The sequence below is a fragment of the Dorea sp. AM10-31 genome, from assembly GCF_003435815.1.
GTDB lineage: Bacteria > Bacillota > Clostridia > Lachnospirales > Lachnospiraceae > Dorea_D > Dorea_D hominis.
The window spans coordinates 450,318-477,194 of record NZ_QTUV01000001.1; the positions used below are offsets into that span (position 1 = coordinate 450,318).

The 26,877-nt window shown below is 47.8% G+C and carries 34 protein-coding genes; 19 read left to right on the forward strand and 15 right to left on the reverse strand.

Translation table 11 applies throughout. The annotated features are described in order from the left end of the window. Positions 1-21: 21 nt before the first annotated feature. The 5 genes from DW125_RS02195 (at position 22) to DW125_RS02215 (ending at position 2,645) form a co-directional block, all read left to right on the forward strand. The gene (locus DW125_RS02195) at positions 22-297 is read left to right on the forward strand and encodes a hypothetical protein (RefSeq protein ID WP_008373818.1); all 276 of its coding nucleotides are present in this window, start codon (positions 22-24) and stop codon (positions 295-297) included. A 160-nt stretch (positions 298-457) separates the two neighbouring features. Beyond that, a complete protein-coding gene (locus DW125_RS02200; protein ID WP_117536983.1) occupies positions 458-877 on the forward strand; it encodes a DUF3268 family zinc-finger domain-containing protein in 420 nt (139 codons plus the stop codon). A gap of 13 nt (positions 878-890) precedes the next feature. Continuing rightward, entirely contained in the window at positions 891-1,478 is a 588-nt protein-coding gene (locus tag DW125_RS02205) for a sigma-70 family RNA polymerase sigma factor (RefSeq protein ID WP_117536984.1), read from the forward strand. Between the two features lie 20 nt (positions 1,479-1,498). Further along, positions 1,499-2,185 carry a cell division protein gene (locus tag DW125_RS02210; RefSeq protein ID WP_117536985.1) on the forward strand — a complete coding sequence of 229 codons (687 nt, stop codon included), beginning with the start codon at positions 1,499-1,501 and terminating at the stop codon, positions 2,183-2,185. Between the two features lie 13 nt (positions 2,186-2,198). Further along, a complete protein-coding gene (locus tag DW125_RS02215; protein WP_117536986.1) occupies positions 2,199-2,645 on the forward strand; it encodes a hypothetical protein in 447 nt (148 codons plus the stop codon). 213 nt (positions 2,646-2,858) lie between these two features. Here DW125_RS02215 and DW125_RS02220 read toward each other — a convergent pair whose 3' ends face one another. The 9 genes from DW125_RS02220 to DW125_RS02265 form a co-directional block, all read right to left on the reverse strand. After that, complete coding sequence (locus tag DW125_RS02220; RefSeq protein WP_117536987.1) at positions 2,859-4,469, reverse strand: recombinase family protein; 1,611 nt, start codon at positions 4,467-4,469, stop codon at positions 2,859-2,861. Positions 4,470-4,580: 111 nt separating this feature from the next. Further along, positions 4,581-4,769, reverse strand: a complete 189-nt coding sequence (locus DW125_RS02225; RefSeq protein WP_117536988.1) for a transposon-encoded TnpW family protein — start codon at positions 4,767-4,769, stop codon at positions 4,581-4,583. Beyond that, positions 4,766-5,623: an ATP-binding protein gene (locus DW125_RS02230; RefSeq protein WP_117536989.1), complete on the reverse strand. Its 858-nt coding sequence runs from the start codon at positions 5,621-5,623 to the stop codon at positions 4,766-4,768. Before DW125_RS02230 ends, DW125_RS02225 begins: the two co-directional genes overlap by 4 nt. Continuing rightward, positions 5,620-6,363, reverse strand: coding sequence for a phage replisome organizer N-terminal domain-containing protein (locus DW125_RS02235; RefSeq protein WP_117536990.1), 744 nt, complete (start codon positions 6,361-6,363; stop codon positions 5,620-5,622). The genes DW125_RS02230 and DW125_RS02235 overlap by 4 nt, the downstream gene beginning before the upstream one ends. Continuing rightward, a complete protein-coding gene (locus DW125_RS02240) occupies positions 6,353-6,565 on the reverse strand; it encodes a hypothetical protein (protein WP_117536991.1) in 213 nt (70 codons plus the stop codon). Before DW125_RS02240 ends, DW125_RS02235 begins: the two co-directional genes overlap by 11 nt. A 185-nt stretch (positions 6,566-6,750) precedes the next feature. Further along, positions 6,751-8,373 (reverse strand): relaxase/mobilization nuclease domain-containing protein, encoded by a 1,623-nt coding sequence (locus DW125_RS02250; protein WP_117536992.1) that lies wholly within the window; start codon positions 8,371-8,373, stop codon positions 6,751-6,753. Continuing rightward, positions 8,345-8,743: a plasmid mobilization protein gene (locus tag DW125_RS02255; RefSeq protein ID WP_034479871.1), complete on the reverse strand. Its 399-nt coding sequence runs from the start codon at positions 8,741-8,743 to the stop codon at positions 8,345-8,347. The genes DW125_RS02250 and DW125_RS02255 overlap by 29 nt, the downstream gene beginning before the upstream one ends. A gap of 584 nt (positions 8,744-9,327) precedes the next feature. Beyond that, on the reverse strand, positions 9,328-9,528 hold the full coding sequence (locus DW125_RS02260) for a helix-turn-helix domain-containing protein (protein ID WP_006858003.1): 201 nt from the start codon (positions 9,526-9,528) through the stop codon (positions 9,328-9,330). Then, positions 9,521-9,802, reverse strand: a complete 282-nt coding sequence (locus DW125_RS02265) for a sigma-70 family RNA polymerase sigma factor (RefSeq protein WP_330411767.1) — start codon at positions 9,800-9,802, stop codon at positions 9,521-9,523. Before DW125_RS02265 ends, DW125_RS02260 begins: the two co-directional genes overlap by 8 nt. A gap of 587 nt (positions 9,803-10,389) precedes the next feature. Between DW125_RS02265 and tet the strand changes: the two genes are divergently transcribed. After that, positions 10,390-12,309 (forward strand): TetM/TetW/TetO/TetS family tetracycline resistance ribosomal protection protein, encoded by a 1,920-nt coding sequence (tet, locus tag DW125_RS02275; protein ID WP_117536993.1) that lies wholly within the window; start codon positions 10,390-10,392, stop codon positions 12,307-12,309. A gap of 50 nt (positions 12,310-12,359) precedes the next feature. Next, positions 12,360-13,580 carry a tetracycline efflux MFS transporter Tet(40) gene (gene tet(40), locus DW125_RS02280; RefSeq protein WP_034595539.1) on the forward strand — a complete coding sequence of 407 codons (1,221 nt, stop codon included), beginning with the start codon at positions 12,360-12,362 and terminating at the stop codon, positions 13,578-13,580. Between the two features lie 225 nt (positions 13,581-13,805). Here the strand turns inward: tet(40) and DW125_RS14180 are convergent, their stop codons facing one another. From DW125_RS14180 to DW125_RS02310, 5 genes are all read right to left on the reverse strand, one after another. After that, entirely contained in the window at positions 13,806-14,480 is a 675-nt protein-coding gene (locus DW125_RS14180) for a helix-turn-helix domain-containing protein (protein ID WP_242992886.1), read from the reverse strand. 165 nt (positions 14,481-14,645) lie between these two features. Continuing rightward, positions 14,646-14,990, reverse strand: a complete 345-nt coding sequence (locus tag DW125_RS02295; RefSeq protein WP_109215035.1) for a hypothetical protein — start codon at positions 14,988-14,990, stop codon at positions 14,646-14,648. Positions 14,991-15,051: 61 nt separating this feature from the next. After that, entirely contained in the window at positions 15,052-15,861 is an 810-nt protein-coding gene (locus DW125_RS02300; protein WP_117536994.1) for an EcsC family protein, read from the reverse strand. Between the two features lies 1 nt (position 15,862). Then, positions 15,863-16,222: a YccF domain-containing protein gene (locus DW125_RS02305; protein WP_055248419.1), complete on the reverse strand. Its 360-nt coding sequence runs from the start codon at positions 16,220-16,222 to the stop codon at positions 15,863-15,865. A 3-nt stretch (positions 16,223-16,225) separates the two neighbouring features. Next, positions 16,226-16,660, reverse strand: a complete 435-nt coding sequence (locus DW125_RS02310; RefSeq protein ID WP_117536995.1) for a hypothetical protein — start codon at positions 16,658-16,660, stop codon at positions 16,226-16,228. 499 nt (positions 16,661-17,159) lie between these two features. Between DW125_RS02310 and DW125_RS02320 the strand changes: the two genes are divergently transcribed. From DW125_RS02320 to DW125_RS02375, 12 genes are all read left to right on the forward strand, one after another. Continuing rightward, a complete protein-coding gene (locus DW125_RS02320; RefSeq protein ID WP_117536997.1) occupies positions 17,160-17,861 on the forward strand; it encodes a single-stranded DNA-binding protein in 702 nt (233 codons plus the stop codon). 141 nt (positions 17,862-18,002) lie between these two features. Further along, complete coding sequence (locus DW125_RS02325) at positions 18,003-18,779, forward strand: hypothetical protein (protein WP_242992887.1); 777 nt, start codon at positions 18,003-18,005, stop codon at positions 18,777-18,779. A gap of 16 nt (positions 18,780-18,795) precedes the next feature. Next, positions 18,796-20,607, forward strand: coding sequence for an AAA family ATPase (locus DW125_RS02330; RefSeq protein WP_117536998.1), 1,812 nt, complete (start codon positions 18,796-18,798; stop codon positions 20,605-20,607). 9 nt (positions 20,608-20,616) lie between these two features. After that, positions 20,617-20,883 (forward strand): helix-turn-helix domain-containing protein, encoded by a 267-nt coding sequence (locus tag DW125_RS02335; protein WP_117536999.1) that lies wholly within the window; start codon positions 20,617-20,619, stop codon positions 20,881-20,883. Then, entirely contained in the window at positions 20,880-22,997 is a 2,118-nt protein-coding gene (locus DW125_RS02340; protein ID WP_117537000.1) for a vWA domain-containing protein, read from the forward strand. The genes DW125_RS02335 and DW125_RS02340 overlap by 4 nt, the downstream gene beginning before the upstream one ends. 16 nt (positions 22,998-23,013) lie before the next feature. After that, positions 23,014-23,700: a hypothetical protein gene (locus tag DW125_RS02345; RefSeq protein WP_117537001.1), complete on the forward strand. Its 687-nt coding sequence runs from the start codon at positions 23,014-23,016 to the stop codon at positions 23,698-23,700. 62 nt (positions 23,701-23,762) lie between these two features. Beyond that, positions 23,763-24,281, forward strand: coding sequence for an AbrB/MazE/SpoVT family DNA-binding domain-containing protein (locus tag DW125_RS02350; RefSeq protein ID WP_005333466.1), 519 nt, complete (start codon positions 23,763-23,765; stop codon positions 24,279-24,281). Positions 24,282-24,300: 19 nt separating this feature from the next. Then, complete coding sequence (locus DW125_RS02355; RefSeq protein ID WP_117537002.1) at positions 24,301-24,549, forward strand: hypothetical protein; 249 nt, start codon at positions 24,301-24,303, stop codon at positions 24,547-24,549. 5 nt (positions 24,550-24,554) lie between these two features. Next, a complete protein-coding gene (locus tag DW125_RS02360; RefSeq protein ID WP_005333462.1) occupies positions 24,555-25,133 on the forward strand; it encodes a hypothetical protein in 579 nt (192 codons plus the stop codon). Beyond that, complete coding sequence (locus DW125_RS02365; RefSeq protein ID WP_117537003.1) at positions 25,114-25,491, forward strand: hypothetical protein; 378 nt, start codon at positions 25,114-25,116, stop codon at positions 25,489-25,491. The genes DW125_RS02360 and DW125_RS02365 overlap by 20 nt, the downstream gene beginning before the upstream one ends. Further along, positions 25,491-26,099: a hypothetical protein gene (locus tag DW125_RS02370; protein ID WP_117537004.1), complete on the forward strand. Its 609-nt coding sequence runs from the start codon at positions 25,491-25,493 to the stop codon at positions 26,097-26,099. The genes DW125_RS02365 and DW125_RS02370 overlap by 1 nt, the downstream gene beginning before the upstream one ends. Positions 26,100-26,154: 55 nt before the next feature. Beyond that, positions 26,155-26,439 (forward strand): hypothetical protein, encoded by a 285-nt coding sequence (locus DW125_RS02375; protein ID WP_005333456.1) that lies wholly within the window; start codon positions 26,155-26,157, stop codon positions 26,437-26,439. Between the two features lie 32 nt (positions 26,440-26,471). Here DW125_RS02375 and DW125_RS02380 read toward each other — a convergent pair whose 3' ends face one another. After that, positions 26,472-26,873 (reverse strand): winged helix-turn-helix domain-containing protein, encoded by a 402-nt coding sequence (locus tag DW125_RS02380; protein ID WP_005333454.1) that lies wholly within the window; start codon positions 26,871-26,873, stop codon positions 26,472-26,474. Positions 26,874-26,877 lie beyond the last annotated feature (4 nt).

The following is a 26,877-nucleotide window of genomic DNA, read 5'->3' on the forward strand; positions in this document are numbered from 1 at the left end:
TAAAGAAAGGAGGCACTGCCTATGTTAAACGTAATTTCAATCATCCAATGTATCGATCAGGTCTTTACGAACCTGATATTTATTCCCATGATTTTTGTCCTGTATGTGAAATTCCGTCCGAAAAAGCCATGGACCAGAAGGCGCAGGAACACTTACCTGCTCTGTCTGGTACTGATCAGCTTATTCCTGCTACGGATTTTCTGTGAGAAGTTCATCTTTACACCGGTTAATTATCCACGTTTCACAGACAGCGGCTTATTCCCGCTCATCCGGGCAATTTTCTATCCCGGCATCTGAAAAATGGGGATTCGTGCCATTTAGTCCGAATCTGGGATCAGTATCCGCTTGCGTCCTATGGGAATTCATCACCTGCTTACTTACAATATAAGTATACAGTACGTACTGGTTATTCACGTACACGTTACGTATCGTGTATGTACAAGCGAGGTGAAAACAGATGAAGAAACCAAAAATCATCCGCTGCCCTTACTGCGGCGGAACAGCAATATTAAGAGATGCATCCTTTGTATATGGAACGCATTCTCATGGCGGACAGGTTTATGTCTGCTCCCACTATCCATCCTGCAATTCCTATGTCGGGGTACATCCGGGAACCAAGATACCAAAAGGAACGCTCGCCAACCGGGAGCTTCGTCAAAAGCGGATTCAGGCACATCGAATTTTCGATCAGATCTGGCAACAGGGCATCCTTTCCAAACCGGAAGCATATCGCTGGGTGGCAGATAAGTTCTGTCTGACAGATAAGCAGGCTCACATCGGACAGTTCAGCAACTATATGTGCGACCAGCTCATTCAGGAATCCGCAGATGTTTTAAAGAACAACCATATTCCCTTCCGCCTCCGGGCAGCCAGCTGAAAGGCGGTGATTGATGATGACCTTACCGCTAAATAAAAAGCAAAAACAACTGGTGGAAAAATCCATGGATCTGGTTCCGATCATGATTCGTTCCATGACCCGCACCGCTGCCTATGTAACTGAGGAAGAACAACAGGAATTATGTCAGATTGGATATCTGGCTTTGTGCCGGTCGGCTGTCGGATTTGAGGAAGGAAGATCATTCCAGCCTTATGCCAAAACTATCATCCGTCATGCCATCTTTGATTACTGGCGGAAAATTGCCCGTGACCGCTCCATGCTCTGTTCTCTGGACGAAGCATCATCTGAAGATGAACATCTCCATTATCGTGATTTGTTTTCCTACGAGGATACACAAACAACTCACCCGGAAAAGGACACAAATCAGACATTGCTTCTTGAGCATTTAACCCAGCTTGGCACCGGACATTCCCCAACTATTCAGAAGGGAATTGCAGCCCTCTATCTGCAACAGCAGGGATATACCAGCTTTGACCTGGCAAAACACTACCAAGTACCAGCCAATCGTGTACGGGCATGGCAGAGCAAAGCACGGAAACTATTACAGCAGGATGATGCACTCTATGCACTTCTGACTTAACTTTGAAGGAGGGAACTTTTATGCTGACACTTTATACTGCTGTCGGAACCTTAAAATTTCAAAAAACGACAGGCGGAAAATCCATTCCTCTTGTAATCAACGATGGACAAGAATATGGACTATCGGATGACGAACTGCTACTTTGGAGCTGTCTTGCTTTTCAGATTCTGACGCTCCATGAACTCCAGGATGCCTATACCCTGCGCCAGATACAGAAAGAAGGTCCGAAAGGTTTATCCTTCCAACACTATCTAAACCGACTTTCCTTACGTGGTCTGGTTGTAAGCGGAATTGGACTGACCGGGGTGGATGCCTTATATCGCCTTCTCGGCAGTCTGACCATTATTCCCTTGAAGGATACCTTTCTCATCCGGCTCTTTGGTTGCATTCAACTTTATCTGGAAGGAAGTATTGGCGCAAAAGAGTTTGGCAGATATTTAAAGAAGAAACCCTCTTCACCGATGGAAGATACCATTCTGAAGCTGGCTGATAAGGTATCCCTCACGACCGCTGAGCTTGTCACAAGTATGGAGCAGGAAAAAGTAATCCACAACGAATCGGATATTATGGATGAGTTATACACAGAACCGGAGACAACTTACCAAACACTTGTGGATGATGTCCAGATTCACCATACCCAGTATCCAGTGCTGCAGGCTATTGCTAATTTGTACCTGAATAAACAAATCACATTTCATACATGTTAAAGGAAGGAACCTTATGCCAAAACCATTTTTTACAAAGCTGGTTGCCATCAGTGCAATCGGCTTTTTCTGTGTACTTTTTGGGTGCATCTTCGGAATTGCCACCCACGACCGGCTCTTCATTCTTATGAGTCTCTTAATCGGAATCTGCAGCCTCCTGCGTGCACTCAGTTTCTACCACCTGATCCATACACATGCTTATCTGTCACTGGACGTAAGCTGCACGAAACGGGAACAGACACTCTTCGGGAAAAACCAGCAATATTGGTTTGCCAGTGATAACGGAAAGGAATACGCCTTCTCACTGGAAAAGAATATCAAACTCCTAGAGGGACATCGGTATCGGCTGTACTTCCGGAAACCACAGCAGGGGACAGGGCAATCGATGCCATGTGCCGGAGATTTTCTCGGATATGAAGAACTCACCGATCAACTGCCGGAACTTCCGGATACATCCGTTTAGATAGAAAATGAGCCGCCTGTACTGCATCACCCCTACAGTTCTGGCGGCTCATTTTATTATAAATAACCTCTCTTATTTCTATCAAACAATAGTGTTTGTATCCGCTTCAATGCCATGAGCATTTATTGATGTGCGATAAAGAAGTAATAGAAGTGTAAAAAATTTTGCCGTTCCTATCCGGCACTTAGCTCTTGTGTCGGATAGGTCGGGCGGTTATTCGGGCAAGTCCACCTTGCCAACAAAAGAATAATAAATCTCAATGTCCTGTCTGCGGGTCTTGTTCTCGTCATAGCTGCACTCATGCACAACGATTTTCTCTACAAACTCCCGCAGCAGAGTAGGGGTAAGTTCTTCAAAGCTGGTATGCCGCCGGACAACATTCATAAACTTTTCTGCGTTCACGGTGGCTTCCTGTGCTTTGGAAAGCTCCGCTTGGATAGCGGCGGCTCTTTCTTTCAGCTCCCGTTGTTCTGCTTCATAGTCTGCCGACAGCTCTGTGAAACGCTCGTCTGATATGCGCCCGGTCACACTGTCCTCATACAGCCGCTTGAAGATAGCGGATAACTCGGCTATGCGTTTCTCGGTGGCTTCCAGCTCCTTTTTCTTGGCGGCGTTCCTGCGCTTGCCCCCGTCCTCGTTCTGCTCAATCAGGAGCTTCATAAACCGGGCTTCATGCTTTGCCGCATAGCTGGTCACTTTCCGCAGATTGGAGAGTACACCAGCGGTCAAGAGGTCGGTGCGGATAAAGTGCGCCGTACAGTCATGGGTGCGTTTCTTGTAGTTGCCGCAGATATAACAGTCCTGCTTGCGCTTGTCCGTCTGGTATCGCTGCTGATACATCACACTGCCGCAGTCTGCACAGAACAGTATGCCGGAGAACAAGCCCACTTCATCATAGCGGTTGGGGCGTTTGCGCTGCTTGCGAAGCTCCTGCACCCGTTCCCATGTTTGGGTGTCTATGATAGGCTCGTGGTGGTTCTCGAATATCGCTTGCTTTTCCTCCGGGTTTTCTACGCTGTGCTTGACTTTGTAAGAGAGTTTTTCCGTCTTGAAGTTTACCAGGCAGCCCGTGTATTCCCGGTTTTCAAGGATATGCACAACGGTATTGGTCGCCCACTTGCACTCATAGCCGGGGTGGTAGCGGCGGGTGCTGCCCGTCCTGCGGTATTCCAGCGTCCCCGGCGTGGGGATTTGCTGCTCTGTGAGCATACGGGCTATCTTGGTCGGACCGTTCCCGGCAAGGCAGAGGTTGTATATCTGCTTAACTACGGGTGCAGCTTCCTCGTCAATAATGAAATTTTCGTCCTCGTCCATGAGGTAGCCATACACAGGTTTGCTTGTGATGGGCTTGCCACTCATACCTTTTGAGCGTTTTACTGCTTTGATTTTCTTGCTCGTATCTCTCACCAGCCATTCGTTAAAGATATTCCGCAGCGGGGCAAAGTCATTGTCGCCCTGTGCGCTGTCCACTCCGTCATTGATAGCGATGAAGCGGACGCCTTTCTGTGGGAAAACCATTTCCGTGTACATTCCCACTTGCAGGTAGTTTCGCCCTAACCTCGACATATCCTTTACGATAACTGTCCCGACTTTTCCGGCTTCAATGTCCGCAAGCATGGCTTGAAAACCGGGTCTTTGAAAGTTTGCACCAGAATAACCGTCGTCCGTGTACCAGCGCAGATTGGAAAAGCCGTTCTGCTTTGCATAGGTTTCAAGGATACGCTTCTGATTGGAAATGGAATTGCTCTCGCCTTGCAGCTCGTCCTCATGGGAAAGTCTTGGGTAAAGGGCGGTAATTGGTTGTTGGTTGGTCTGTCTTAACATAAAATCCTCCGTTTCCGACAGCCAGCCCCACTATTCCGTATCTTAATTGTACCACATGGGGCGGCTGTCTGTATAGCGGCAAAAGCGTCAAATCTGCTTCTTTATGGTCGGTCAAATCTCCGTTTTTTGTGTAGCAGCTTCCGCTTCCAGCACTTTCATCATCTTGTCGGCTGCGGTGTCGGTTGCACCCTGCTTGAAGAAGCCGGAAACGGTAAGGACGGAGTTGCCCATGCGGATTTCCGTCACACAGTCCGGGCGGCGGTCTGTTTTGGTGGTGCTTGTCTGTTTCGTTTCTGTCATAGGCTCTCCTTTCGCTGCTTCATCAGTTGCTTTAAGCGTTCCAGCTTTTCCTGTGCGGTTTCCTTTCGGAAGTTGCTGCCCGTGAAGCGGACGGGGGCGCACATGGAAGTCAGCCTGTCATAGATACGGGCGTGGGGCGTGTCCTGCGGGTGCTGCAATTCCTCCAGCGTGAGGTTGGTCGTGGCGATCAGCGGCTTGCCGCTTCGGTAACGGCTGTCAATCACGCTGTAAACCTGTTCCAGCCCGTATTCCGTCCCTCGCTCCATACCGAAATCATCAAGTATCAGCAGGGGGTAGCTGCAAAGGCGGGAAATATATTCGTTCCTGCCCTCAAAGCTGGCGGCAAGGTCATTGAGTATCGTTGCAAAGTTTGTCATGCACACCGGGACTTCCTGCTCCATAAGGGCGTTGGCGATACAGGCGGCAAGGTAGCTTTTTCCCGTCCCCACGCCTCCCCAAAACAGGTAGCCGATATTTTCAGCCTGCATGGTTTCCCAGCTCTCCACATAAAAGCGGGCGGTTTCGGTCTGTGGGTTTCTGCCGTTGTCATGCTCAAATGTCCAGTTCCGCATAGCGGGGTCGGTAAAGCCCCGGCGTTTCAAGTCCTCCACTTTTTCAAGGTGCTTCTGTCGACTTTCAGCGGCTTCCCGTTTTTCACGGGCTGCCCGGTGGCAGTCGCACTCTGCCGGGTGTCGGTCATGCCCTAACCATTGGGCGGTTTCTTTTGGAAAGTATGCTTCTTTTGGCGTATGGCACTTGCCGCAGTATAAAAGCCCGTCCTCGCCTGTGTAGTCCTCCGCTTCGGAGGTAGTGGCTGTAATGTCCGTAATCATAGCTTCAATCTCGTTTTTCATAAGCTCTCGCCCTCCTTGCATGAATAATCGGGTATGCCCTGTTTTGGGGCAGCCTTGCCTTTTGTAGCGTCCTCCTGCGCCCACTTGTAAATGGTGGCTGCATGGCTGTGGTACTGCTTCCCGGTGGAAGCGATATGGCAGGAAAGCCGGTCAATATAATACTCCCACTTGTCGGGCAGCTCTGTTTTCAGCCCGGAAAGCTCTGTATCGGTCAGTATCACATTGTTGTATCTGCCATAAGCGGCGGGGGTGGGGTGTCCCGTTTCTCCCTCTCTCTCTTTTTCTATCTCTATCTCTTTCTCTAACTCTATCTCTGGTGGACGAATGTCGGACAAATGTCCGCCTTTTGTCCGGGGCGGTAAAAGTGCCTTGTTTTCCAGCCTTGCAGCCCGTTTTCGCTCGGCTTCGGTAGAGGACTGTCCTATCATCAACTCAATGTCGGTCATATAGAAAGCCCCGCTGTCAAGCTGCTCCACAAGCCCCAACTGCCGGAAAATCTCTAAAGCCCTCTCAACTGTCCCTATCTGGTGGCGGGTCAGTGTCGCTATCATCTGCGCTGTGTAGGGGATATGCTCGTCAAGCTGCAACTTCCCGCCGTTTTTCAGCGATTTTAAGTACAGCTTCAAGAGAATATTGGAATACAAAATCCCGTCTTTCATATCTTCCAGCAGTACAATGGAGTCGCTGTCAAAAAAGTTCTCTTTCAGCTTGAGGTAGTAATACTTGCGGTTATCTGCCATTGTCCCTGTCCTCCTTTTTCCGGCGTTTGGAGTAGTAGCGGGGGCAGAGTATGATAACCGCCCGGAAGCTCTGCTTGCAGCTATGGGTACAGCTCCGGCAGAGGTCGTTGTATGTGATACGGTCGCAGGTGGTATTCCCGATTTTTACTTGCCGCAGGAAAAAAGACCATTCCAGCCGCCGTTTCTTGCTCATTCTTGGCATGGGTGCGCTCCTTTCTGCCGTTTCCGCTGGTGTGGCGGTATCGGCGGTAATTCTGTATTATCTCGGTATCATTTTCGGGGTTTTTCTGCCCTATAAGCCCGTTAAAAAATCCTTTGGTATTTGCGGATAGGGTACGGGGCAGCCCCCTTGTTCTGTATAGGTTCGGGTACATTTTGGGGCGGTTTTTATCGTTCCTGTTCCTGCCTTTTCACAGGCTTGCGCTCCCGGTGTAAAATCTGGTCGATATTGCCCTTGACAGTCTGTAAGCGGCGGTATTCCTCCCGTTTTGCCCGGTAATCGTTGTAGCCGCTGTTTTTCTCTTGGATAAGGGTTTCAATCTCTGCTTGCAGGGCTTTATAGCTCGGCAGCTTGGAAATGCCGTTCTCCCTGAAATAGCGGGCGGCTGCGTCTGCTATGATAAAGTCGCTTTCGTACTTCTGACGGTAGGCTGCTTTTGCTTTGGCGTTTTTCTGCTGTTTCAGCCCGTCCCGGACAGGGCGGGTCTTGGAATAGGCAAGCACCTGTCGTTGCAGCTCCTTTTTCCCGTTCAGCGTCTTTTCCACCTGCTTCAGCTCTGCAAGGCTTTCCTGCATGGCGGCATAGGCGGCAGAACAGGCTTCGTCCAGTTCCTCCGGGGAAGAAAAGCCGTACTGCTGGTAGGCAGTAACGGTAGCCGCCATCTGCTTTAGGTTGTGCTTTGCCGCCCAGCGGTCATAACCCACGCCCTTGCCCTCGGCTCGCTTGGCTTCCCGGTCAACCATGCGCTGCAAGATGTTGTCTGCCGGGGTGGTTTTTGCGGCTTTTTCCTCCTGCAAGCGTCCCTTTTGGGTGTGTGGGTATTCCGGTATGGCTTTGGTCTGTTCGGCGGCTCTGTGGGCGTTCTGCGTAAGCAGGGCAAGGACAGCAGCCTTGTCAAAATCGTCCCCCAGCTTCCGGGCTGTGATAGGCTTTGTCCTGTCTGGCGTGAGGTAGGAAAGACGCCCCCGGCTCTCCTTGACGGTCACGCCCTCCCGCAGCAAAAGAGAAGAAAACTCGTCAAAGCTGGCGGCTTGGGAAAGTACCTGCCGTATCGTCCGGCGCAGCTTCGCCTTGTCCGTTTCAAACTTGGTGGGCTTGGTCGGCTGTCCTGCAGCTTCTCTGACAGTGTTCTCTTTATCAAGGGCAAGCTGCCCTTTCTTTGCCGCCCAGTATTCCCGTTCGGTTATCCGTTCCTTGCTGCCGTTCAAGAGGTCGATTTGGTAAAGCCCCTCCCGGTGGCACATCTCCATGACTTCGCTCTTGAAATATTCCATAGCGGCATTGGTGCAGCGGTGTTTGCAGCCCTCCCGTGTGTCGGCTGGTCTGTCCATGTAGGGCAGAAGCGGGACTTCGTAAATCCGCAGGGAGTTGATGACGATATGCACATGGATATTGCCGCTGTGGTTATGCCCGTCCGGGTGGGTGCAGACTAATGCTTGGTGTCCAGGGAAATGCTTTTTGCAGAACTGCTCGCCCAGCTCCTGCGCCCGGTCTACGGTCAAGCCGTTGTCTGTCCCGTCCCGTGGGTCAAAGCTGATGATATAGTGGTGGCTTTTCACATCTTCCCGTTTTTGGTTTTTTTCATAGCGGAGATTAGCCCGCATACAGGCAACAGCGAAATCCTCGCCCCCGCAGTTGAGGGAAGAAATGCGGTAATCCTCCCTCGGTATCAGCCGCCCGTTTTCATCAAGGGTGGGCTTCATGGTAAACTCGTCATGCTCAAATGTGAGATAGGCTTCCGCTGCGCCATAGTCGGCATTTTTAGAGCTGATATGTTTGAATGTTGCCAACAGCGTCACCCACTTTCTGCAAGACTTCAAACTTTAGGGCAGCAAGGTCGGAAACCGCCGCCCGTACCTCCCCGGCAAGCTGCGGGTAGGGGCTGTGCCACTCGTTCAGCGTCCGGGCTATCTGGTTTAAGTTGCCGCCGATCCTGCCGTATTCGGCGGTCAGCTTCCCAACAGCGGCAAGCAGCTCATCGTTGACGGGGGAAACGGTTATGATGGGGCGTATGGCTGCCCCGGTTATGGCTTGCCGGATAAACTCGGCTTGGCTCATGTTGCAGGCAGAAAGCCTTTCCGCAAACTCGGCGTATTCTTCCTCGGTCATGCGTGTCTTGACTACCCGGCTGCGGTGCGGCGTGTTGTATCGTTTTCGCATGGTAAAACCTCCTTTCTGTGCGTGGTGTCCTCTCACTAATAGGAGAAAAACGGGGTGTGAAGCGGAACTGTTTTTGAAAAATCCGAAAAAATATTTTGAGGGATTTTTAAGCGGCGCAAGCCGCATAAGCAGGGTTTGGGGAAGGCACTCCCCAACAAGATTCCCGCAGGGGCAAAATGAGCGAAAAGCGAATTTTGGTACTGCGGTAGAATCTTGCTCTAAGAAACTGCCGGACTGCCGTTCACTTCCTACTGCCACTTTTTCAGAAAATCTATAACCAGCTTTTTCATAAAAGGCTGCGGGCTGGCGTTCTTCCTCTTACTCCCTACAACACCGCAAAAAGCAAAAATGACGGACTTTCCGGCAAGAACTTTTCCGGCGGCTCGGTCTTTCCCGACAATAAGGCGTTTCGGAAGCTGCGTTTTGCCCGCTGTCTAAAAAAAACGGCAGCCTTTTTTGGTTTCACTATCTAATACGGAACTTTTGGAAATTTGCCAAAAATGAGCGCAAAAAAAGCAGCAAATCTTTTTCGGATTTACTGCTTCATGTGCCGCTGCGGGGCGGCGGGATATTCAGTTTCTATGTTATCGGTCAAGCCGGAACTTGAACAGGCTTTCAATCAGCTTTGTTCTGATGTAGTCCTCCATATCAGAGTTGTAATAGCCGTTCATCTTAGAGAAGTAGCGGATATATCCAGCGTATCGGTCAAGGACGGCTTGTATCGCTATGGGGTCGCCCTCATGTGCCTTTATGATAGTGTCATAGGGGAGAAGTCGGTTACTCATGGGACAGCACCTCCATTTCCTCTTTCAGCCGCTTCAAGGCAAGCCGTATATGCCGCCCGATTGTGCTGCGTGTCCAGCCGCTTTGTTCTCCGATTTCTTTCTGCGTCAAGTGCTGAAAGTAGTACAAAAAGATTTCTTCCTGCGTCTGTTCCGGCAATCGGGCAAGAGCAGCCGCAAGAGAATGCTCATGTACGGTAAGGAAGCAAGCAACCGAAAACAAGAGATAGACCGCCAGCACTACACTATTCCGAACCAAAGACCAAAAGATAAGCATTGTGGGAAAATCTAAACTTTTGGATTTTCCTACAATGCCAACTACGGCGGAATCCCTCCCACTCCTTATATCTTTCTGTATACATTGAATTTGTATTTAGTAAAATGCAGACAACACCACGGATCGGCTTTTGGTTGGACAATTCCAACCAAACACCACAGCAGACAGCAGAAAACATTCTGAACGCTAGGAAGCCGGTATGATTGTTACATATAAGGGGAAGAAAAATTTCTTTTAGGTACTTGCTTTCCTAAAACTGATGTGATACAATGATTAAAACTGATGTGATACAATGATTTAATCCAGAAAAGGAGTAAAAAATATGCGGCAAGGTATTCTTAAATAAAACTATAATCAAATAGTGGGAACAAAGGATTATGATAGCTCCTTTTGTAGGGGCTTAGTTTTTTGTACCCAATTTAAGAATACTTTTGCCTTATCAATTTTGACATATCCCCAAAAACAGCAATCACAAACAGGTGTATGCTGTATATGTGTATGTCCGCAACTTATAATCCCCAGTGGTAAAAGTATTTTACTGCTGGGGATTTTTATGCCCTTTGGGGCTGTAAAGGGAGGACAATCACATGAAAATAATCAATATTGGAATTCTTGCCCATGTAGACGCTGGAAAGACGACCTTGACGGAGAGCCTGCTATATGCCAGCGGAGCCATTTCAGAACCGGGGAGCGTCGAAAAAGGGACAACGAGGACGGACACCATGTTTTTGGAGCGGCAGCGTGGGATTACCATTCAAGCGGCAGTCACTTCCTTCCAGTGGCACAGATGTAAAGTTAACATTGTGGATACGCCCGGCCACATGGATTTTTTGGCGGAGGTGTACCGCTCTTTGGCTGTTTTAGATGGGGCCATCTTGGTGATCTCCGCTAAAGATGGCGTGCAGGCCCAGACCCGTATTCTGTTCCATGCCCTGCGGAAAATGAACATTCCCACCGTTATCTTTATCAACAAGATCGACCAGGCTGGCGTTGATTTGCAGAGCGTGGTTCAGTCTGTTCGGGATAAGCTCTCCGCCGATATTATCATCAAGCAGACGGTGTCGCTGTCCCCGGAAATAGTCCTGGAGGAAAATACCGACATAGAAGCATGGGATGCGGTCATCGAAAATAACGATGAATTATTGGAAAAGTATATCGCAGGAGAACCAATCAGCCGGGAAAAACTTGCGCGGGAGGAACAGCAGCGGGTTCAAGACGCCTCCCTGTTCCCAGTCTATCATGGCAGCGCCAAAAATGGCCTTGGCATTCAACCGTTGATGGATGCGGTGACAGGGCTGTTCCAACCGATTGGGGAACAGGGGGGCGCCGCCCTATGCGGCAGCGTTTTCAAGGTTGAGTACACCGATTGCGGCCAGCGGCGTGTCTATCTACGGTTATACAGCGGAACGCTGCGCCTGCGGGATACGGTGGCCCTGGCCGGGAGAGAAAAGCTGAAAATCACAGAGATGCGTATTCCATCCAAAGGGGAAATTGTTCGGACAGACACCGCTTATCAGGGTGAAATTGTTATCCTTCCCAGCGACAGCGTGAGGTTAAACGATGTATTAGGGGACCAAACCCGGCTCCCTCGTAAAAGGTGGCGCGAGGACCCCCTCCCCATGCTGCGGACGACGATTGCGCCGAAAACGGCAGCGCAAAGAGAACGGCTGCTGGACGCTCTTACGCAACTTGCGGATACTGACCCGCTTTTGCGTTGCGAAGTGGATTCCATCACCCATGAGATCATTCTTTCTTTTTTGGGCCGGGTGCAGTTGGAGGTTGTTTCCGCTTTGCTGTCGGAAAAATACAAGCTTGAAACAGTGGTAAAGGAACCCTCCGTCATTTATATGGAGCGGCCGCTCAAAGCAGCCAGCCACACCATCCACATAGAAGTCCCGCCAAATCCTTTCTGGGCTTCTGTCGGGTTGTCCATAGAGCCGCTCCCTATTGGAAGCGGAGTGCAGTATGAAAGCAGAGTTTCACTTGGATATTTAAATCAATCGTTCCAAAATGCGGTTATGGAGGGGGTTCTTTATGGCTGCGAGCAGGGGCTGTATGGATGGAAAGTGACAGACTGTAAAATCTGTTTTGAATATGGATTGTATTATAGTCCTGTAAGTACCCCCGCAGACTTTCGGCTGCTTTCCCCTATCGTATTGGAGCAGGCTTTAAAAAAAGCAGGGACAGAACTATTAGAGCCATATCTCCACTTTGAAATTTATGCACCGCAGGAATATCTCTCACGGGCGTATCATGATGCTCCAAGGTATTGTGCAGATATTGTAAGTACTCAGATAAAGAATGACGAGGTCATTCTGAAAGGAGAAATCCCTGCTAGATGTATTCAAGAATACAGGAACGATTTAACTTATTTCACAAATGGGCAGGGAGTCTGCTTGACAGAGTTAAAAGGATACCAGCCAGCTATTGGTAAATTTATTTGCCAACCCCGCCGCCCGAATAGCCGTATAGATAAGGTTCGGCATATGTTCCACAAGTTAGCTTAACAGCTTGCAAAAGTCATATAAAATGAGATTTGAAAGGAGAATGTAACTTCATGTTTGCTAAAAATTCAAAGGCATATTCTGTCTACCTGCTGTTCCGATTTGTCTGTTCCCTGGCGGTTTCTATGTCCACAGTGCTTTCCATCGTGTACCACCTGGAGGTGGTGCAGCTGGATGCTTTCCAGCTTGTCCTGGTAGGGACGGTTCAGGAGACCTCCTGCTTTCTGTTCGAGATGCCCACCGGTGTGGTGGCGGATTTGTATAGCCGTCGGCGCTCGGTGCTGATTGGAATGTTCCTCTACGGCCTGGGCTTTCTGATGGAGGGTGCGCTACCGTGGTTCGCGCCGGTTCTGCTGGCCCAGGTTGTCTGGGGTTGCGGTGATACCTTCATCACCGGCGCTCTGGAGGCGTGGATTGCCTCGGAGGAAGAGGACAAACCCATAGACAAGGTGTTCCTGCGGGGCAGTCAAATGGGGCAAATCGGCGGCGTTCTGGGCGTGGTGCTGGGCACACTGCTGGGAAACATAAACCTGCAAATGCCTCTCATCTTGGGGGGCAGTTTGTGCTTGTTGTTGGGGCTGGTGTTGGGTCGCATCATGCCAGAAACCAACTTCTCCCCTGCTATTGAGGAACGGCAGGGCTTGCTTAAAGACTTTGTCTGCCTGTTCAAGCTCAACCTGGGCTTTGTGAAAGGCGCACCTGTGTTGCTGACGCTCTTAGCAATCACACTATGCGGGGGACTTGCCAGTGAAGGCTTTGACCGGCTCTCCACCGCTCATTTTCTGGATGACACGGTAATACCCGTTATCGGGCCGCTGAACAGCGTCACTTGGTTCGGTGTTATCAGTCTTATCGGCAGCGGCTTAGGTATTCTGGCTTCTCAGTTGCTCATCGCCCGCATGGAGAAAAAAGGGACTGTCAGCCGAACCAGTGTGGTCATGTCCACCAGCGCCGGGTATATCCTGTGCCTGGTTCTCTTCGCGGTGGGGCGGAGCTTTTGGTTCATGTTGTTGGTGTTCCTGCTGGCGGGGCTTATGCGCACCATCAAGGAGCCTGTGCTGGCCGCCTGGATGAACGACCATGTGGATGAGAAAATGCGCGCCACAGTCTTTTCCACCAGCGGACAGCTGGACTCTTTCGGGCAGATCATCGGCGGGCCTATTGTGGGGCTGGTAGCCCAGCAGGTGTCCATACCCTGGGGGCTGGTCTGTACCGCTTTCCTGCTGTTGCCCGCGCTGTTCTTAGTGCCGGTGGCGGGAAAGAAGCGGGATTGATATGGCATAGTTAAGTTTACTGACGAGCGGGAGATTACTTCCGCTCGTCTTCATTTAGTAGCGCAAAATTTGAGGACTCTTTATTTCCTTATTCGGTATAGCGGAGGCGGCTGTCAATTCGACATAATTTTCTTGTGATACTTTACCGTACATGAGCATTTGCTCCGGAAATGTCTTAGTTAAACTTGAAAGAATTAGATTTTCATTCTCATTACACAAATATTATTAGATAACCAATTCAGAAATATCAATACTCGTTTTATAGTTTTGTTTTACTCCGCCAGGAGAAGTAATAAAAATCGTAGCGTATTCCCCATTTTCATAAAGGGTAATTTCTTTTATATCTTTTTCTTCATCTTGGTTCGTAGTATCGCAATAAAATTTTATGGTATATTTAGGGTTCATACCTATGCTTTTTTCTGTCTCTTTCCATGATTTTATATTTAAAGCAGAAATAACCTTATCTATATTATGCTTATCATCATACTTTACCAGCAATTCCTTATTTGCAGCATCATATATCTCTATAACTTTTACACCTTTTACATAATTGTCCATATAATCTTTTGCAGTGTCATTCATGCTTTCATTATTGAATTGAATAAAAGCAAATAAACCAACAACCATAAAAACCAAAACCACTATTACACCTTTATACAGAGAATGCTTTTTTATCTTCTTATCAATATCTTTTACCATAGTAGTATCTCCTTTCAATAAAACATCGAGAGATAAATTAAACTCATCGCTGATTTTTATTAACGTATGCAAATCTGGATAGCTCTTCTCATTCTCCCAATTTGAAACTGTCTGTCTTGTTACATCAAACTTTTTAGCAAAAGTTTCCTGTGTCATCCCTTGTTCCTTTCTGATTTTTGCAATCATCTGACCTAATTGCATAGCTTACTCCTCCTTGCAATTTCATTTTATCTAAATTTACTACTATGACAAGCAATTGACTTTTTACATTGATATTTTCGCTTCGCAAATATTCTTTGCTTGCTGATTTTAGGCTGGTTTCGAGCTAAATTCTAAAAAAATAATTCATAGTTTCGTATCCACACCCTATTTCAATTCCATACTTACTATTTCGATTTCATCAATATTTTCAATTCTAAGTAATTTCGTAATCTGATTATTCTTCTTATCAGTAAACCGGACTTTCATCCACTCATCATCCGTATCCAACACCAGACATTTCATTTCTGTACTTCCCACCAACTGTAAAGCATCATCTGATTTTATTTTACACTCCGTATTGACCAATTCATTTATCAATTTTGACATATTATTTTCACCTCGTTGTTTTCTTTCCAATCTTTTCACCGCTACTTCAAGCCTTTTTACCTTCCCAGGATATGAGGAATAACAAAGCAAGACAGCTAATGCAATGAATCCTATCCATTCCATAATCTTACAACCTCCTTCTCTGGTCGATTCTGTCTAATGCACACATTATACTCCATACACATCAAAACAACAATTTATTCTCTGCCTTTTTCCGCCCCGCCAGATACCTGTGCCGGTATTTAAGTTCTGCATACTCTGTGATCCGTTTCATGTAGACTGCATCATAAGCTCCGCCTACAGCACCAACCACCGGAATTCCCTGTAAGAACTTCATATACAGAAGCTCTTTTGACAAAGCTCCCGCCGTTTGTTCAATCTGCTCCTTTTCCTGATATTCTTCCGGCAGTATTCCACTTCTGATAAATTCATTCAGTTTACCATCCATCTCACAAAGCGTTTCACCGGAGGATACTGCTCCCTGTATCAACAACAAGATAAAATATTTTTCTTCACTGCTTTCGTAGCTGTATCCATACTGCAGAGCAGTCTCGTAAATATTCTTTAAAATCATCCCTGTAAATACCGGAATATCCGGCAGACCGATTCCCAATACGCCCATCCCGATTCCAGACACACCGGATAGCAGTAAATTCTTCGTTCCCGTATCTCTTGCCTTTTTAGAAAAAGAGCGGAGGGATTTGGAATTCTGCTTTACATCCGCCGTATACTGCCGCACCTGATAATCCTGCTCCAGTTTTGCCCGCTGATACGTCTTTTCAATAACCCTGGTTCCTTTCTCGAAAATCAGAGCAAATGCCTTCTCAAAAGCAGTATCCAATGTTTCTTGAAGTTTCGGCGGTATCTTTTCCTCCAGTTTTTGATTCAGAATGTTCTCCCTTTTCTCTGAACGCTTCTGAAGGAATCTCTGCTCCTGTACTTCCAGCTTTTCCCACTCCTTCTGAAGCGGTGTCCTTTTATCAAATAATCGCATCTTAATACACCTCCGCACCAAACGGCATCAATGCCAGTTTCGCCAGTTTAAACTGCTGCAAACCAAACGGGATTCCGATAATCGTCACACATAAAGCTGCACCCAACGCCAGATGTTCCAGTGCAAGAGGCAGACCGGATACGATCAGCCAGATGATATTCAAAAGGAACGAACCAGCTCCGCCACCATACTGCACCTCTTTTCCAAAGGGGAAAAAACTAAGCGCCGCAAATTTAAAGCACTGCATCCCTACCGGAATCCCCACAACGGTAATACACCAAAGGCAGCCTGCCAGACACCAGCTTAGCCCGCTGACTGCGCCGCCAAACACAAACCACAACACATTTCCCAGGCATCCCATATGCTACACCTCCACATTCATTCGATTTTTCACATCAGCAAGTATCGTTTCTATCCGCTTGATGGCATCATCCACCTGTTCTCTTGCATCTGCAATCTTGCTCTGCACCATGTAATCTGCCACCAGCCCGTCCAGAAAGAAATCCGCAAAGGAAAGGAAGCTACCGATTTCCATGCGCAGATCCAAGGAAATCTGCACATCTCTTAATTCTCTCTGAAAACGCTGAATATCGCTTTTCGCCTGTTCCATCAACGCAGATACGTCATTCATTTTAGAATGCTTCACAAAGTCACTGATAAAGCCTCCTCCAAGCATATCAAAAATGCCCCAGTTTCTCGCACTTCCCAACTTATCCCTTGCTGCGTAAAGGCTCTGAAGTGCCCTCTCTCCTGCCCGCACTGCTTCCTGCATTTCCTGTTTCATCATTTCGTTACTCATCGTTTATCCTCTCTTTCTTTTTAGCAGCCTATTGCGGCAGATTTTCTATATTTCATAATAAAAAAAGACTCCTATCATGACCTCTGCCACAATAAAAGTCTTGCTATCTCATTTGCTACGGGTATCTCTCGATACCGGTTGTCGGTTACAAAACCACCTCTTTCAAGGCGTTCAGCTACTCCCTTTTTTGCTTGAGATGAATATAACATATTGGAAATATTTTGTCAAATAATAGATTCTTCTTATCCTTCTACATCGTCAACATATGCTATATATAGTTTTAATTCTTTTGACATATGCTATATCTTGTGTTAATATAATTTTGTATTTAAGTTTTTGTGCTATCCCGTCATGGGAGTCTGGACCATTCATCCAGAAGCACATGCTGTTTAAGTTTGGAAAATCGTGTCATTATACTGCCGTTTTATACGGTGCTATAATGGCACTTTTTTTATTTTAATCTATTTTAACGCCCAAAGAGGCAGAAAGGAGAATTTTTATGTCAGCAATTTTAACAATTTTAGGGAGGGCCACAAGAGATCCTGAGATGCAGCAAGGGAAAAATTCCGGTACGGAATATGTTTCTCTGGACATTGCAGTTTCACAGCGAGGCCAGGATGGAAAGGAAGAAACCATTTACTATCAGTGCTATTTTAACAAGTTCCTTGCAGAACGCTTAGCAAAAGCAGGCGTAAAGAAAGGAACCGGGCTGATGATCTATGGTGATCTGGAGCTTCATCCGTTCATTTATCAGAAAGGAAAGAATGCGGGGCAGGCAAATGCCGGTCCGAGAATCAATGTCAAGGACTGGCACTTTGTACCATCCAACCGTTCTGACAGCAATACCGGACATCCGGGTGCAAACCAGAACAGCCAGCCGAATGGTGGTGCGGCAACGCCCGGTGCAGCCGGCAATGGCAGCTACCCGATGCAGGGAAATCCCAATGGCAGCTACCAGAATCAGGCAATGCCTGGCGGCTATCCACGGCAAGGAATGGCTCCAGCTAACGGTGCCTACACGCCTCCTGCAAATGGCGGACAGTATCAGGCTCCTCCAAACGGAACCGGTCAGCCACAGAGTAGCTACCCGCCGCAGGGCAGTTATACCGGAATGCCAAATTACGGAGGTATGCCGGGCAGTCAGCCAACTGACGGCTTTCAAAATGTGCCGGAACAGATGGCTTCCCAGTTGCCCTATTAACTCTCAAGGAACCCTATGTTGAGGAATTGCATTTATCATCTTTGTGATGATGCAGTTCCTCTTTTTCATGTCCGGAAGCAGTGATTTTCCATCCAGCTTCCGGACTCGTCTAAGAATCACGAATCAGAAAGGAATCATCCCATGAAAAAATCAAATCGAAAAAAATTCTTACAGTTTGTCGTGCTTGTACTGTTTCTTGCAGCTCTTTTCGTACCACAGGATGCCAACCGGCTTCTGATTGCAGGCATTGCCCTGATCGGTATCGGAGTCACGCTGTTCAGTTATCTTCTCCCGCTTTTCACGGAACGCCTGAAAAGCAGGGAGCATAAGCCCCGAAAACGCCCAGAAAGAACCCGTCATCTGGAAGGAACACCTGATCTGGAAACCATTCTCTGGAGACAGATCAAATTCCAGATTACCGGAAAGCTCAAGGAAGCCTTCCCGGATGCCACATGGGATTTTGTGAAAGAACCACCGCTCTCCCGGATACTGGATGGAGAACCATTACGGATTCGCACCCGGAATACCGGAAGTTATAATTTTGCGGAAATTCTCATGGATGCCCGTGGCAGTCTGACGCTTCAGATGATGACCATTGAATCCTTACATAAAAAGGAACCGTCAGAAGGAAATCCGGATTCCAGACCAGCCGTTAATCCCAAATCATGGTATTCCCTGATTGGGAAACCGCTACTGATGGAATTGGTCGGTGACTTACAGGCAAGGGGCTATGAAAAGCTGTTTATCAACGAGCAGGGAGATGTCTATATTCTGAACGGCACTGAACCGGAAGTCCGGGGAAAGCTGGAACATTTCCCGCCCAAAGATTACTGGAGCGAATTGACGGAGATTTTTACTGAAGATGAATTGACCACAGAAGAGACAGAGCAGGCACTGGAACTGTCCTGGATCTCATAAGAAGGAGGAACGAATCATGGCAAATAACATCGTAGCAACCTGGGGGTTCAAACGCAAACTCCCGGAACCATTTGAGGATTATACAGATCATGCAATCTTTGATGACATTGCATCCAAATACTGTACACAGCCACGGAAAAAATCCACGCTTCATGCAGCTACCCTGCGGGCAGTCCTTGCTTATCTGGAGCTGGAAAGCCCGGTTGGCAGTACCTCGCCGGAAAAGCTTGGGGCGGTCGGTACCCAATCCAACAATTTTGTTGTGGCGGAATATCCGAGCAAAACCGGTGATCTTCAGGTGGTTGTCTACAATCAACTAAACGGAAAGTTTTACGGAGGCTGCTATACCCCTCCGCCGGATGTGGAAAGCACACCGGAAAAATACGAATTTAAAGACTCCAAACAGTCCGGTGCGGCTCTGCTGTTCGCACTGATGCCGGTTTTTCTGGCAGATGAAGAGTGTAATGAAAAGTATCAGGAATTAAAAGCGCACCGGGACAACGGTTATCCCAATCTGGACGCCGCTGCGGAAACAGCAGCCGTTCTCTGCGACAACATTTACCGGAGAACCCGCTATTCATCAGGTCTCCCGACCGGTGGTGTTAAGATTGACCTTCCGACAAACGGCGTATTGTCGCTGATCAAACCGTTAAATATCCAGAAGGGGGTCTATGCACCAACCGAAGTGCTCCATGGAGACTTTCAGGTGTTACGTCCAGGAAGTGGATTTAAGAAAGCACAGGCAGCCATTTCCAGAGATGATTTTGTTGGGAAATTTATCCTGACCGCATCCCGAAGGCTGTCTCCGGAAGAGGAAGTATCTGTTCCGCCATTGGCAGAGTGGTACATCATCCCTCCGGAAATCAAACGGATCTGCGAACATGCAAAGCTGACAACGGATACCACACAGCCGATGCGGAATTTTCTTTTACGTGGACCGGCAGGTACCGGAAAGACCGAAGGAGCCAAAGCCATTGCTTCCGCACTTCACCTTCCTTACCGCTGCATTACCTGTTCCGCAAACACAGAGGTATTCGACCTTTTAGGTCAGATTCTTCCGGATGTGGACGGAAAACGCACCCGGCTTCAGCGGCAGTACCCGTCTTTTCAGGAAATCCAGTTAGATCCTTCCGGTGCCTATCAGAAGCTGACCGGAAACTATGATGAAGAGATTTCTGCCGAAGACACCTACCAGAAGCTGATCGATACGATTTTTGATGAAATGCACAGCTATTATAAGGAACACACCTCCGGTCAGAATTTCCAGTATGTGGATACGCCTCTGGTCGAAGCCATCCGCTATGGGTATATTCTTGAGATACAGGAGCCTACGGTCATTGCTAATCCCGGTGTACTGGTTGGACTTAACTCCCTTTTAGACCGCTGTAACAGCGTATATCTTCCAAACGGAGAAACCATCCACCGTCATCCGGATACGACCATCGTAATCACCACAAACAATGACTATGCAGGCTGTAAACAGATGAATCAGTCTGTCATTTCCCGAATGAACCTTGTGATTGATCTGGATGAACCGGATGAGGATACACAGGTAGAACGTGCCATGGCTGTTACCGGATGCAAGGATGCAAAAACGGTACGTCTGATGACACGCATTGTCAAATCCATGGCTGTCTACTGCAGGGAAAACCTCATTACAGATGGCTGCTGCGGCATGAGGGAGCTGATCTCCTGGGTACAGTCCTACATGGTCTGCGGGGATATCCGGGAAGCGGCCCGTTACACGGTGCTTGCCTCTGTCTCTGCCGATGCTGAGAACCGTACGGAAGTGGAAGAAAGCTGTCTGGATACTGTGCTTGCTGCGTAGGACACGCCTATGAGAAAAGCAGCACTCACAGAAGCCCAGATTCGAAAGCATCTGGCAGATAATCTGTCTTATCTTCGGCAAGCCAAAACACCGAAGTTATCACAAAAGGCAGTTGCCAGAATCTTAAATCTTCCCCCGAAAACCATTATGAATTATGAAAATGCAAAATCCTCCCCGATGGCTTATGCCGTCCTGCGCCTTGCTGTGTATTACGGCTGCACGATGGAGGAACTGCTGACAAAAAATCTAAGAAAAGAAAGGAAGAATATCACGTGAATCACAGCCAAAGAAATTTAAAGAAACTAATCCGGGCAAAAGAGGATTCCATTGCGGATGAGGAGTTATTCCTCTCCGCTGCCTATCAGAAGTACCAGACCTCCCTTGTCAGAGCCGTTACCGGACGTTACCGGTATGGACTGCAGGTACTGCTGGACTGGGACATTTCCGAACAGGCAGGCGTTGCATATACCGACAACTATAAGGTACATCTCAACGCAGCGAACCCGATCACCCAGTCTTTCCCCACCCGTTTCTTACGTTCCCAGAGCCTGACAGGGCTCACTGGGCATGAAGTGGGGCACTTACTCTATTCTGATTTCACAGCCCACGCTGTTCATCTGAGGAGTCTGGAAAACGGTTCCTTCTATCCGAAGGAGCCGGAGCTATCCCTTCCCGCTTATCAGACAGCACTGGAGGAGATCAAGGAAGTGTTAGAAGAAAAGGACAAAGCCGGATGCCTGACACTGGCACGATGTGCCGGAATTTTTCAAAACATTCTGGAAGACATCCATATTGAAGACCGTATGTGTGAGGAGTTCCACGGCACCTTCCGACAGGGGATTGAACTCAATAACCTGCGTATGTCCGAACAGATTCCTTCCATACAGGAACAAATTGACAAAGATTACCAGCCATTTTCCATCATTGCCAACCTGATCCTTTCCTATTGCCGGACCGGAAACATCAACAATCCCACCGGCTATCAGGGGGAGTATCTGGATAGCATTTCCGATTGTACCGATCTTCTGGATGCGGCAATGGAATCGGAAAAAGGCACTGACCGGATGCTGACTTCTAATGCACTCTTAGCCCTGACCTGGAACTATATCCAGCCGCTCATCGAAAAGACACGGGAGGAATTGGAAATGCATGGCGAGGATTCCGCTGCCGATGCTCTGGAAGAGCTTCTGGGGGATGAAGTTAGCAGCGGTTCTCCTCTTCCGGCCGGGAAAAGCGGTGCCATTCCAAAGAATATCAAACCAGCTTCCCCAAAAGGAAGCGGGAATGATGAGGGCAATGCTCCTTCCGGCCCACGTACCAAAGAGGATGCCATAGAGGAAGCCAAACAGGTGCTTTCGGAAGAAGGCGGGCGCATTGCTCTTACAAAGACCAATACCATTCTGGATGAAAACACCCCCGGCGTCACTTATGCCAGTCAGTATCAGGGCAGCGGCTATGAGCATGCTGCAGAGGATCTGTTCCGGATCTTGAACGATGTGGCTACAGAAAAGGTGCAGGAAGACTGTCAGACGGAACTGACCGAGGAACTGCAGAAAACAGCCAATGACATTCATTACGGCAATGCCCATGCAGGCATCCATGTTACCATCCATCGCCTGACCAGTGTTTCCGATTACCTGAAGAATGAATACCAAACAGTTGCTCCTCCTCTCCTGCGGGCTTCCAAAAAGCTGCAAAGCACCATCCTGCCGCTTTTGAAAGAAGAACAGCAGGGGGGAAAGCAGAAGAATCTCCTGTTTGGAAAACGTCTGGATTTCCATGCTCTCTATAAGACAGACGGAACCATCTTTACCAGAACCAGACTTCCGGGAGAGGAAAAACGTCTGGCTGTTGCCCTCCTGATTGACGAGAGTGGTTCGATGGGTTGGGGTGACCGGATGACACATGCAAGAAAGACTGCCATTGTCCTTTATGATTTCTGTAAAAGCCTCGGTATCCCTATCACCATTTACGGGCATTCCACGGATGCAGGCGGCGTTGCTCTTTACTCCTATGCAGAATTTGATTCTGTGGACAATGAGGACTGTTACCGGCTGATGGATATGTGCGACCGCAACGGGAACCGGGACGGCGCAGCTCTCCGCTTCGTAGCAGAGCATTTGTGCACACGTCCGGAGCTTCAGAAGCTGCTGATCCTGATTTCTGACGGTCAGCCAGCCGATTACGGCTACAGCGGAACGGAAGCAGAGGCAGATCTGCGGGGCATCAAGAAAGAATACGAAAAACGGGATGTCATCCTGTTTGCGGCTGCCATTGGTGACGATAAGGAAAATATCCGCCGGATTTACAAGGACGGATTCCTGGATATCACGAAACTGGAAGAGCTTCCAAAGAATATGGCACAGCTTGTCAAACAGCATCTCAAATAAAGGAAGGTGAACACTCATGAATGAAACTTATCAAAACCGGATTACCGACCAGATCTGCAAGATCCAGAATGACCGGGCACTCATTGCCTTTTATGACCGGCTCCGCTACGCACCACTCGGCAGCTATGCACAGCTTCATGCCAAAGGGGAATATCAGGAAAACGGGCATAAAGTACATTCTTTAATCTGCGTCACCATTCAGGATTATTCCAACGGTACCGGAGACCGGAACATCATCACCCGTTTCAATCTGGCACCGGAACAGATCCAGTTCCTCTTAACCCGGATCACTTCCGGTTTTCAGGAATTTGAATGGAGCCAGAGCAAGATCTACGGCAATCCCGATCAGAACGGTTATTCCACAGCCCAGATGTTTTATATCTCCAGACATCCCTATGATTCCAAAGGGCAGCCTATGAAAAGCCCATGGAAAATCCAGATTGTAAATGGGAAAGGCATCAAAGCACAGAATAAGAACGGTGGTTCCTACATGCAGCCACGCAGCTTCCAGTCCGAAAAGACGACAGCCATCCAGCTTACCGACATGGATCTGTTCACGCTTCTGAAGCGGACGGATTCCTATATTTCCAACTGGGAAACGGTGATTGCTGCATCACTGATCAATAACGGAAAACGGATGCTGGCAGACCAGCAGAACAGTCAAATGCAACAGACAGCACAGGCTCCGCCTTACGCTGCCTAAATTTTCAGAAGAGAAGCGGTACTTTACTGCTTCTCCTCTTTTTAAGAAAGGAGACTTTAGTTATGAATATTGCACTCATCCGGACCATGGACTCTCAGGGGCGTATCGTCATCCCTGCAGAAATCCGGAAACAAATGAAGCTCTCAGACGGAGATGCACTGGAACTGGAAAATGTGGGAATGGAGCTGCTTTTACGCAAATGCCCTACCCACTTAAACGGAAAAGAGGAAATGGCTTCCTATCTTTCCGTCCTCTACAGTGTCATCCACTGTGGTATCGCAATTTGCAGTGAGGCTCACATACTCGTATCTGCGGGCATCTATCTTCCGGAAGGCACTCCCGTTACAGAAGAACTCGCCGAATTGGTTGCGGACGGCCAGGAACTGATCTCTGCTGAGAACTGCCCTGTCTACCCGGTATCCAACACCCGTCAACCGGTTTGTGCTTTTTTCCCGATTTTAAGGGAAGACAGAGAGCCGCTGGCACTTCTTCTCTGTTCCAGAACCGGACAGCATTTATCCGAGATGGAATTGGGATGCGCTAAACTGGTCGCTGCCGTAATTGCAAACAAAATTAAGTAAGGAAAGGAGCGTGAAATCAATGAAGAATACAAATATAACCTTACACATCACCCAAAAGAAAGAATATGTCCTCACCGGAATCCTGTCCCTGCCCCTCCATCTGGGAGAACGGGCGTGGATCTATAGTTATAACCAGACCTTTGCTACCAGTCCGGTGCAGAGTATTCTGGAAGTATCCGAAAACGGTGTGGTATTTGAGACCTGCAACAGTATTTACCGTCTCAGCTACACCCGTGTTCCGATGGAGCTGGAGGCGATGTGTGCTTGACAAGAATGGAAGAACTGGAGAGCTGCCTTTCGGGGCTCCTCTCCACCTTAAAGAAGAACCGGGAACATGTGCCTCTGGAAGTGCTGAAGACACAGTATAAGCAGCCGTATGAAGAACTGGTCAGAAACATCAACCTGACCGCTTCTGCCTATGCAAAATCTGTGCTGCTCCACCGGCTGGTCCTGAATCCGGATGCAGATGTGGAGGAACAATGTACCGTCATCAACCAGATGATACAAACTTCCGGGATGCTGAAGAAAATCAGCTCCTGCATGTCCAAAACCTATGATGTAGGACAGATATATCCTCTGATACTGGAACTACGCCATATGGTCGAACAGGCACTCTGGCCCTATGTGAATCAGGCAACTTGTCTGGTCGCAGATCTGGATGATATAGAAAAAGAACCGACAATTTACAATTTTTTGACACATGAAGTTTATGAAAATGATACCTGGATTCACCGAGAAATCGACCTGCGCTGGAAACTACTGGTACATCTTACTCCCGAACAAAGAGAATCCGTACCACCAGCCAATCATAGTATGAATGGAGGAATTTACCATGAAAGAACAACCATCTAATCCTTGCGAGAAAGTCTCATTTATTTTGACCTATGACCAGCTTGAAGCTGCTTATAACATCTACCGGGAACAATTTATTTCCTGCGACTTCATCCGCCGCTCCATGGAACGTCTGGAGGAAAGAATCGGACTCTGCAACCTTCCATATGAAACGCTGCGTGATGATCCAAGCCTTCTTCATGAAGCATACCTGCAGTTTCTCCGACTGGAAGACTGCAATGTGGCTTATAACGACACGCTGGAGCAGGTAATTGATGCAATCGAACAATGGCTTGCCTCTGGCACCTTATCCCCTGTAAACCTTACGGTTCCCAACCAGAATATGGGTGAAACTTTTGGAACGGAGGTGGATGTGTAATGGCAAATATCTGCTGTGATGATGTGATCTTTTATACAGAAGGAAATCCGGAAGGACTATATGACTTGTGGGAGGACCTGGAAACCTACATCATTCTGAACCAGAATCCTGATTTATGCTGGATTGGCAATTTATTTTCCCACAAGAAAATAGATTCCACCGGAATATCTCTTCGTGGAAATGTCAGCTACATGGAATGGAATGATACGTATATTCTACTTTCTTTAGAGACAGCATGGACTCCACTTTATGAAGCATATCAGGCGATAGCCGCTGCATATCATGTTCCCTTTGTGATGCAAAGCATAGAACCTGGAGAACGAATTTATTATAACACGGATGAAGCACACCTATTTTTCCCTGACCGATATTGTGTCCGCTTATATGAAGAAAGCCTATTGACTCCATGTGGCTTAATAATCGGAGAAAAGCTGGAAGACGGTGAACCATTTGAAACGGAAACAGACGTATTAGAACGATTCAGAGATTGCGGATATCCAGCAGCTACACTAAAAGAGTTGGAGCTCATATTCGATGCGGATGAACTTATTATTTTTGAATTTACAAATCCATATTTGGATCTGGAGCAGAAAAATGCTTGTGCATGAAACTTCTCCCCTCCACACCAAAGACGATTATCATCAGATTTAAAGGAGGAACACCATGACTGATTTGGAACTGGATGTCTGGGATGCATGGCTCAGGGAACGTCAGGAACATCTGGAAGAAACCCTGTCCAATATCTCACCATCGGAAGAACCCTGCAGATATTACCTGCTAACCGGATATATTCAGGGAATGCTAGAAGCTCTTACCATGCTTACGACTGTTGAGGATGGGAAACGCTTCAAGATCAAACTGGAGCAATTTCGCCAGAATCTGCTCCTCTCTGGAGATTACGATGCTACCGGTAACTATAAACAGGCAGTGAAGAAAACTGCTGTTTAAATACTTCGAGCCGCCCAATCGGACGGCTCTTTTTATGCCCGAAAACGGTAGCCTACACCACGTATCGTTTCTATGTAGTGCGGTTCTTCCGGATTTTCTTCTATTTTCTTTCTCAGATTCTTGACTAACCCATAGACACGGTTATCCACTTCTGACTCCACATCCTCATAAATATGCTGGTAAATCTGTTCTTTTGTAAATACCCGATTGGGGGATAAGGCCAGATAAAAAAGCAGGTCATATTCATGTCTGGTAAGTTCCACAACCTTACCATCTTTGATTACGCTCCGCTGAAGCTGGTCTATTTCCAAACCTTGGAATGTCAACTTTTCAGAATTTGTAATCTCCATAACTTCTAACGTACTTTCGCAGGCTAGAACTGATTTAATTTTATTCAGGATTCCCTCTTCGGAATCAGAAATGGTAAGAATCATCACT

Bases quoted from the DNA above. Each gene is read 5' to 3' on its own strand.
- DW125_RS02335 (WP_117536999.1), top strand. From the start codon at position 20,617: ATGAGAAAAGCAGCACTCACAGAAGCCCAGATTCGAAAGCATCTGGCA.
- tet (WP_117536993.1), top strand. From the start codon at position 10,390: ATGAAAATAATCAATATTGGAATTCTTGCCCATGTAGACGCTGGAAAG.
- DW125_RS02325 (WP_242992887.1), top strand. From the start codon at position 18,003: ATGAAAAAATCAAATCGAAAAAAATTCTTACAGTTTGTCGTGCTTGTA.
- DW125_RS02230 (WP_117536989.1), bottom strand. From the start codon at position 5,623: ATGAAAAACGAGATTGAAGCTATGATTACGGACATTACAGCCACTACC.
- DW125_RS02265 (WP_330411767.1), bottom strand. From the start codon at position 9,802: ATGCTTATCTTTTGGTCTTTGGTTCGGAATAGTGTAGTGCTGGCGGTC.
- DW125_RS02375 (WP_005333456.1), top strand. From the start codon at position 26,155: ATGACTGATTTGGAACTGGATGTCTGGGATGCATGGCTCAGGGAACGT.
- DW125_RS02225 (WP_117536988.1), bottom strand. From the start codon at position 4,769: ATGACAGAAACGAAACAGACAAGCACCACCAAAACAGACCGCCGCCCG.
- DW125_RS02380 (WP_005333454.1), bottom strand. From the start codon at position 26,873: ATGATTCTTACCATTTCTGATTCCGAAGAGGGAATCCTGAATAAAATT.
- DW125_RS02220 (WP_117536987.1), bottom strand. From the start codon at position 4,469: ATGTTAAGACAGACCAACCAACAACCAATTACCGCCCTTTACCCAAGA.
- DW125_RS02210 (WP_117536985.1), top strand. From the start codon at position 1,499: ATGCTGACACTTTATACTGCTGTCGGAACCTTAAAATTTCAAAAAACG.
- DW125_RS02205 (WP_117536984.1), top strand. From the start codon at position 891: ATGATGACCTTACCGCTAAATAAAAAGCAAAAACAACTGGTGGAAAAA.
- DW125_RS02360 (WP_005333462.1), top strand. From the start codon at position 24,555: ATGGAAGAACTGGAGAGCTGCCTTTCGGGGCTCCTCTCCACCTTAAAG.
- DW125_RS02240 (WP_117536991.1), bottom strand. From the start codon at position 6,565: ATGCCAAGAATGAGCAAGAAACGGCGGCTGGAATGGTCTTTTTTCCTG.
- DW125_RS02200 (WP_117536983.1), top strand. From the start codon at position 458: ATGAAGAAACCAAAAATCATCCGCTGCCCTTACTGCGGCGGAACAGCA.
- DW125_RS02345 (WP_117537001.1), top strand. From the start codon at position 23,014: ATGAATGAAACTTATCAAAACCGGATTACCGACCAGATCTGCAAGATC.
- DW125_RS02305 (WP_055248419.1), bottom strand. From the start codon at position 16,222: ATGGGATGCCTGGGAAATGTGTTGTGGTTTGTGTTTGGCGGCGCAGTC.
- DW125_RS02295 (WP_109215035.1), bottom strand. From the start codon at position 14,990: ATGGAATGGATAGGATTCATTGCATTAGCTGTCTTGCTTTGTTATTCC.
- DW125_RS02350 (WP_005333466.1), top strand. From the start codon at position 23,763: ATGAATATTGCACTCATCCGGACCATGGACTCTCAGGGGCGTATCGTC.
- DW125_RS02320 (WP_117536997.1), top strand. From the start codon at position 17,160: ATGTCAGCAATTTTAACAATTTTAGGGAGGGCCACAAGAGATCCTGAG.
- DW125_RS02365 (WP_117537003.1), top strand. From the start codon at position 25,114: ATGAAAGAACAACCATCTAATCCTTGCGAGAAAGTCTCATTTATTTTG.
- DW125_RS02195 (WP_008373818.1), top strand. From the start codon at position 22: ATGTTAAACGTAATTTCAATCATCCAATGTATCGATCAGGTCTTTACG.
- DW125_RS02300 (WP_117536994.1), bottom strand. From the start codon at position 15,861: ATGCGATTATTTGATAAAAGGACACCGCTTCAGAAGGAGTGGGAAAAG.
- DW125_RS02235 (WP_117536990.1), bottom strand. From the start codon at position 6,363: ATGGCAGATAACCGCAAGTATTACTACCTCAAGCTGAAAGAGAACTTT.
- DW125_RS14180 (WP_242992886.1), bottom strand. From the start codon at position 14,480: ATGCAATTAGGTCAGATGATTGCAAAAATCAGAAAGGAACAAGGGATG.
- DW125_RS02330 (WP_117536998.1), top strand. From the start codon at position 18,796: ATGGCAAATAACATCGTAGCAACCTGGGGGTTCAAACGCAAACTCCCG.
- DW125_RS02260 (WP_006858003.1), bottom strand. From the start codon at position 9,528: ATGAGTAACCGACTTCTCCCCTATGACACTATCATAAAGGCACATGAG.
- DW125_RS02310 (WP_117536995.1), bottom strand. From the start codon at position 16,660: ATGAGTAACGAAATGATGAAACAGGAAATGCAGGAAGCAGTGCGGGCA.
- DW125_RS02370 (WP_117537004.1), top strand. From the start codon at position 25,491: ATGGCAAATATCTGCTGTGATGATGTGATCTTTTATACAGAAGGAAAT.
- DW125_RS02215 (WP_117536986.1), top strand. From the start codon at position 2,199: ATGCCAAAACCATTTTTTACAAAGCTGGTTGCCATCAGTGCAATCGGC.
- DW125_RS02255 (WP_034479871.1), bottom strand. From the start codon at position 8,743: ATGCGAAAACGATACAACACGCCGCACCGCAGCCGGGTAGTCAAGACA.
- DW125_RS02355 (WP_117537002.1), top strand. From the start codon at position 24,301: ATGAAGAATACAAATATAACCTTACACATCACCCAAAAGAAAGAATAT.